This window comes from Roseateles sp. P5_B10 (assembly GCF_056400485.1).
Genome location: NZ_JBFULE010000538.1, coordinates 1 through 3,683 on the forward strand (window position 1 = coordinate 1; position 3,683 = coordinate 3,683).

Annotated in this window: 4 protein-coding genes and 1 pseudogene; 2 read left to right on the top strand and 3 right to left on the bottom strand. The window is 65.2% G+C overall.

Annotation, left to right across the window (positions count from 1 at the left end; translation table 11 throughout):
* A partial coding sequence (locus AC1DU6_RS23405) for an FAD-dependent monooxygenase (RefSeq protein WP_477859974.1) occupies nucleotides 1-773 on the bottom strand: 773 nt, incomplete at its 3' end.
* 137 nt (nucleotides 774-910) lie between these two features.
* On the opposite strand from AC1DU6_RS23405, the gene ychF reads away from it, so the two are divergent.
* Nucleotides 911-2,002: a redox-regulated ATPase YchF gene (gene ychF, locus AC1DU6_RS23410; protein WP_056204434.1), complete on the top strand. Its 1,092-nt coding sequence runs from the start codon at nucleotides 911-913 to the stop codon at nucleotides 2,000-2,002.
* A gap of 178 nt (nucleotides 2,003-2,180) precedes the next feature.
* Nucleotides 2,181-2,493, top strand: a pseudogene (locus tag AC1DU6_RS23415) (transposase); the annotation flags it as partial.
* Here AC1DU6_RS23415 and AC1DU6_RS23420 read toward each other — a convergent pair.
* A complete protein-coding gene (locus AC1DU6_RS23420; protein ID WP_457326465.1) occupies nucleotides 2,423-3,058 on the bottom strand; it encodes a hypothetical protein in 636 nt (211 codons plus the stop codon). The pseudogene AC1DU6_RS23415 and the gene AC1DU6_RS23420 overlap by 71 nt on opposite strands.
* On the bottom strand, nucleotides 3,055-3,683 hold a 629-nt coding region (tnpC, locus tag AC1DU6_RS23425; protein WP_477859976.1), incomplete at its 5' end, for an IS66 family transposase. The genes AC1DU6_RS23420 and tnpC, both read right to left, overlap by 4 nt.

The window sequence follows — 3,683 nt, forward strand, 5'->3', positions numbered from 1 at the left end:
GCGCGGGCCAGAGCCAGCGGCCAACTCGATCGCTCGCTACCGAGGCCCAACTCGCCCACAGCACCACCAGTGGCAGCATTGAGTTCGCGTTCGAATTCGGCGGCCGGCAAGGCTTGCAGTTGTTCGGCCCGCGCCTCAGCGCAGGACCAGACCAGGCCATAAGACGCACCAAGCGCCGGCTTCTCGAAAGGCAGCAGGGCCAGCACCTCGCCACCCGGCTGAAACCACTGGCGAGCGACACCCTGATGGGGCCGATCGGCTTTCAGTCTTGCGGCCAGCGCGCGATGGCCATAGGGCTTGAGCTTGAAGTCGACGCCCAGCGCGGCGCGCGCGGTCGATTCGCGACCTTCGCAAAGGGCGATCAGCGCTGCCGAGGTGTTATCCGCGACGTTATGAACATGAGGAGAGAAGCGCAGGGCCGTCGCGAGCTGCGCATCCAGCGCGGCGGCGTCGACGATGACGGCCAACTCACGCAGGCCTTGCTGCCATGCCGAGAAGCTCAGTCGGCCGGCAGGCTGGTTGGCGACGGCATCACCGCCGACGACCATGTCGTAGACGGGACTGATCGCGTCAGGGGGCAAGCTGTCCCAGACCTTCAGCTCCGTCAGCAGGGCGACCGAGGCGGCGTTGAGCGCATAGGTCCGCACGTCGTCGGCGCGAGGCGTTCCCGGCGCGCCGGTCATGCCCACGGTCAGCCCCTGAGCAGCCAGGCTGAGCGCGAGGCTGCCACCGACCGCCCCCCGTCCTCTGACCAACACATCCACGCTTTGCATCGGGCAATTGTAGGCAGCGGTGATGCCCGCATCGCCAGCTGGGCCGGCCCGAAGGAGTCGACAGCGCCGGCCGACTAAAATCCCCGATTCGGCGTCGGCCTGCCGTCGCCCGCCCTCCCCTACGGAAAGCCCCCGCCATGAGCCTCAAATGCGGCATCGTGGGCCTGCCCAATGTCGGCAAGTCCACGCTCTTCAACGCCCTGACCAAAGCCGGCATCGCGGCTGAGAATTATCCTTTCTGCACGATCGAGCCCAATGTCGGCATCGTCGAACTGCCCGACCCCCGCCTCGCGGCCCTGGCCGAAATCGTCAAGCCCGAGCGCGTCATGCCCGCCGTCGTCGAGTTCGTCGACATCGCCGGCCTCGTCGCTGGCGCGAGCAAAGGCGAGGGCCTGGGCAACCAGTTCCTGTCCCACATCCGCGAGACTGACGCCATCGTCAATGTCGTGCGCTGCTTCGAAGACCCCAACGTCATCCACGTGAATGGCAAGGTCGACCCGATCTCGGACATCGAAGTGATCCAGACTGAGCTCTGCCTCGCTGACCTCGGCACCGTCGAGAAGAGCCTGCACCGCTATAACAAAGTCGCTCGCGCCGGTGACAAGGAAGCCATCGCGTTGGTCAAGGTGCTGGAGAAGTGCCAAGCCGCACTGGACCAGGCTCAGCCCGTCCGCACCATCAACTTCAGCAAGGAAGAACTGGTCATTCTGAAGCCCTTATGCCTGATCACGGCCAAGCCGGCCATGTTTGTTGGCAACGTCTCGGAAGACGGTTTCGAGAACAACCCGTTCCTTGACCGCCTGAAGGAATATGCAGCGGCCCAGAACGGGCCGGTGGTGGCGATCTGCGCCAAGACCGAGTCGGAGCTGTCCGAAATGGAAGACGAGGATCGCGCCCTGTTCTTGGCCGAGATGGGCCAGGATGAACCCGGTCTCAACCGCCTGATTCGTGCCGCCTTCAAGCTGCTGGGCCTGCAGACCTACTTCACCGCCGGTGTGAAGGAAGTGCGCGCGTGGACCATCCACATCGGAGACACCGGCCCGCAAGCCGCCGCGGTCATTCACACCGACTTCGAACGCGGTTACATCCGGGCGCAGACGATTGCCTATGACGATTTCATCAAACACCGCGGTGAGCAGGGCGCCAAGGACGCGGGAAAGATGCGCGCTGAGGGCAAGGAATACGTCGTCAAGGATGGCGACGTGCTGCATTTCTTGTTCAACGTCTGATACCGGCGTCGGACCTTCTTCTGGAACCCGCTTCGGCGGGCTTTTCATTGCCTGGGTGTCCCGGAGAGGCCAAGGCTTGGTGGCGGCAGTTGCCATCGGGACTCGAATGGTTTTGACCTGCCCAGTTTCTCCGAGACACTGATTCGCAGAGAAGATGGCTCCATCCCCCGAAGAGCCCATGAGAAAGAGTCGATTCACGGATGAGCAGATGGTCGCGATCCTGCGCGAGGCGGACCGCACCACGGTGGCCGAGGCGGCCAATAAGCACAAGGGCAGCGAGCCCACGATCTACGCCTGGCGCAAGCATTTCGGCTAGATGGAGGCCGCTGACGTCAAGCGTCTGAAGGCCCGAGTTGGAGAACAGCCGGCTCAAGAAGCTGCTGGCCGAGCGTGATCTGGACATCGAAGTCCTCAAGGAGATCAGCGCAAAAATGGTGCGCCCGCTGGCTCGACGCGCCCAGGTCGCCTTCGCTCGCGAGCGTGGCCTGAGCCTGGTAAGCGCGGCCTGACGGCCCTCTTGACCGAAGCGCAGTAGCTCAGATGTTCGAGCACGTGGCGCAGCAACCCGAAGCCCACGCGCCACTTGGTGCCATCACCCGGGTCGATGCTGGCGGTGCGCTCGTTGATGCGCACGATGGTGCCGACCACCGTGTTGAGGTACTTGTCCTCGAAGGCGACCTTCTCGCCGCAGCGGAAGTCGTTACGCGTGGGTCGAGGTGCTGTGGGCACCGGCGCTGCTTCGGCTTGTCGCGCCGTGGCGTTGGGAGCTGGCGGCTCGATGGCCGCATAGGGCAGCTTCCACTCGCGACGCTCGCGCAGATCTTGCAGCGTGACTTGGGTGTCGCGCATGGCCACGACCTTGCCTTCACGCAGGCTGCCGTCGCGCCAGTCGAGGAAGCGCACGGTCTGGCCCAGGTGCATGTCCTTGCGTACCGCGATGATGCGTCGCGGGTCGGCCAGCAGGCGCTCGATCAGCGTGCTGAGCTGGAACAGCTCCAGGCTGCTGGCCTGGTGAAGGACGTCCAGCAGCCGTGGATCGATGCTCGGCCCGCTCATGCCGCCGCGCGCACTTCTTCGTCGGCGTCCTGGCTGGCGATGTTCCAGGGCAGCAGCTCGTCGATGCGGTTTACCGGATGGTCGGCAATGCGCTGCAGCACGTCGCGCAGATAGGCCTCGGGATCGAGCCCGTTGAGCTTGGCGGTCTCGATCAGGCTGTACATCGACGCCGCGCGCTCACCGCCGGCGTTCGAGCCCATGAACAGGTAGTTGCCGCGCCCCAGCGCCACGCCGCGCAGTGCACGCTCGGCGGCCGAGTTGTCGATCTCTATGCGACCGTCGTCCACGTAGCGCGTCAACGCCTTCCAGCGCGCCAAGCTGTAGCGGGCCGCCTTGGCCAACTCCGACTTCGTCGACACCTGAGTCAGCACCCCCTGCAGCCAGACGTGGAACTTCTCCAGCAAGGGGCCGGCCCGGGCCTGCCGCTGCTGGCGTCGCACCTCGGGTGGACTGCCGCGGATGTCCGCCTCGACGGCATACAACCCCTGGATGTGGCACAGCGCCTGCGCCGCCAGTCCGGTGTCGTCACGGTGCTGCTCGTACAGGTCCCACCACGGCCGTCGCGCATGCGCCCAGCACGCAGCCTCGACGACCTGGCCGCCGTCGTAGAGGGCATTCCATCCAC

Bases quoted from the DNA above. Each gene is read 5' to 3' on its own strand.
- ychF (WP_056204434.1), top strand. From the start codon at position 911: ATGAGCCTCAAATGCGGCATCGTGGGCCTGCCCAATGTCGGCAAGTCC.
- AC1DU6_RS23420 (WP_457326465.1), bottom strand. From the start codon at position 3,058: ATGAGCGGGCCGAGCATCGATCCACGGCTGCTGGACGTCCTTCACCAG.